Origin of the sequence: Oceanicola sp. S124 (assembly GCF_000220565.1) — a bacterium.
In the GTDB taxonomy this organism is placed as follows: domain Bacteria; phylum Pseudomonadota; class Alphaproteobacteria; order Rhodobacterales; family Rhodobacteraceae; genus Pseudooceanicola.
In genome coordinates, this window is the sequence record NZ_AFPM01000217.1 from 1 (window position 1) to 1,714 (window position 1,714).

2 protein-coding genes are annotated in these 1,714 nt (G+C 73.9%); both read left to right on the forward strand.

What is annotated here, in order from left to right:
• Positions 1-145 precede the first annotated feature (145 nt).
• Positions 146-1,243, forward strand: a complete 1,098-nt coding sequence (locus tag OS124_RS0115205; RefSeq protein ID WP_010140614.1) for an iron chelate uptake ABC transporter family permease subunit — start codon at positions 146-148, stop codon at positions 1,241-1,243.
• Between the two features lie 2 nt (positions 1,244-1,245).
• A partial coding sequence (locus OS124_RS24865; protein WP_237708124.1) for an ATP-binding cassette domain-containing protein occupies positions 1,246-1,714 on the forward strand: 469 nt, incomplete at its 3' end.

Genomic DNA, 1,714 nt, shown 5'->3' on the forward strand with positions numbered 1-1,714 from the left:
AGAACCAGGCCTTCGTCACCATGGACGGCATGTACATGCTGGGCTTCTCGGTGCGCACCGCCGATGCGGTGCGCGATCTCGCCCGGGCGCTGAACGCCGCACCCCAGGCGGGCGGCGCGGACAGCCCCGCCACGGGGGCTGAGCCTTGGTCGCCCTGTCCCCCGCTGACGACACGGGCCGGGAGCCGCCGCAGCAGGTGCTGCGCCACGGCGACCGGCGCCGCCGCGCCCGCCGGCTGCGGCTGGTGCTGGTGGCGGTGCTGCTGGTCTGCGTCCTGCTCAGCCTTGGCGTCGGCGCGGCGGGTACCAGCCTGTGGTCGGCGCTCGGCGCCCTGCTGCGCGGCGACGAGATCGCCCTGGCCGACCGCATCGTGCTGTGGCAGATCCGCGCGCCGCGTACCCTGATGGGTATGGGAGTGGGGGCCGCGCTGGCGGTGTCGGGCGCGCTGATGCAGGGGCTGTTCCGCAACCCGCTGGCCGATCCCGGCATCGTCGGGGTCAGCGCCGGGGCCGGGCTGGGTGCCATCGCCGCCATCGTGCTGGGAGGGTTGCTGCCCGCCGGGCTGCTGGCGGGGCTGGGCTTCTACCTGGTGCCTGCGGCGGCCTTCCTGGGAAGCTGGGCCTCGACGCTGTTGCTCTATCGCGTGGCGACCCGCGCCGGGCGCACCTCGGTCGCGGTGATGCTGCTGGCGGGGATCGCCCTCGGGGCGCTCACCGGCGCCGCCTCGGGCGTCATGGTCTACATCGCCGATGACAACCAGCTGCGCGACCTGACCTTCTGGGGCATGGGATCGCTTGCCGGGGCGACCTGGCCCAAGGTGCTGGTCGGTCTGGCGGTGATCCTGCCGGCCCTGGCCCTTGCGCCGCTGCTGGCGCGCGGCCTGAACGCGCTGGCCCTGGGCGAGGCCGCGGCCTACCACCTCGGGATCCGCATCCAGCGGGTGAAGAACCTGGCCATCCTGGCCGTTGCCGCCGCCACCGGTGCGGCGGTGGCCATGTCCGGCGGGATCGGCTTCATCGGCATTGTCGTGCCGCACCTGCTGCGCCTCGCCTCGGGCCCCGACCACCGCAGCCTGCTGCCCAATGCCGCCCTGCTGGGCGCCGCGCTGCTGCTGCTGTCGGACATCCTAAGCCGGGTGGTGATCGCCCCCGCCGAACTGCCCATCGGGATCGTCACCGCCATCCTCGGCGGGCCGTTCTTCCTGTGGATCCTGCTGCGCCAGAGGGGAGTCCTGGACCTGTGAACATGCAAGCCGCTCCGCGTCCCGCCCGCCCTGCGACCGGCGACGGCGGTCTGAGCGCCCGCGCCATCAGCCTGTCGCTGCGCGGCAAGCCGATCCTCGAGGCGATCGACTTCGAGGCCAGGGCCGGGCAGGTCACCGCCATCGTCGGGCCGAACGGCTCTGGCAAGACCACCCTGCTGCGCGTGCTGACCGGCGAGATCGCCGGCCAGATCGCCCCCGGAGGCCGCATCCGCATGGGCCAGATCGATGTCGCCGGGGCCGAGCCCTGGCTGCTGGCGCAGCGCCGGGCCGTCCTGTCCCAGGCGACCTCCCTGGCCTTCCCCTTCACCGCGCTCGAGGTCGTCCGGCTGGGCGCCGGCGGCCGCGGCGGCGAGGCCCGCGCACTGAAGGCCCTCAGCCGCGTCGATCTCACCCATCCACGCCGACAGCTTCTACCAGGAGCTCTCGGGCGGCGAACAGCAGCGGGTCCAG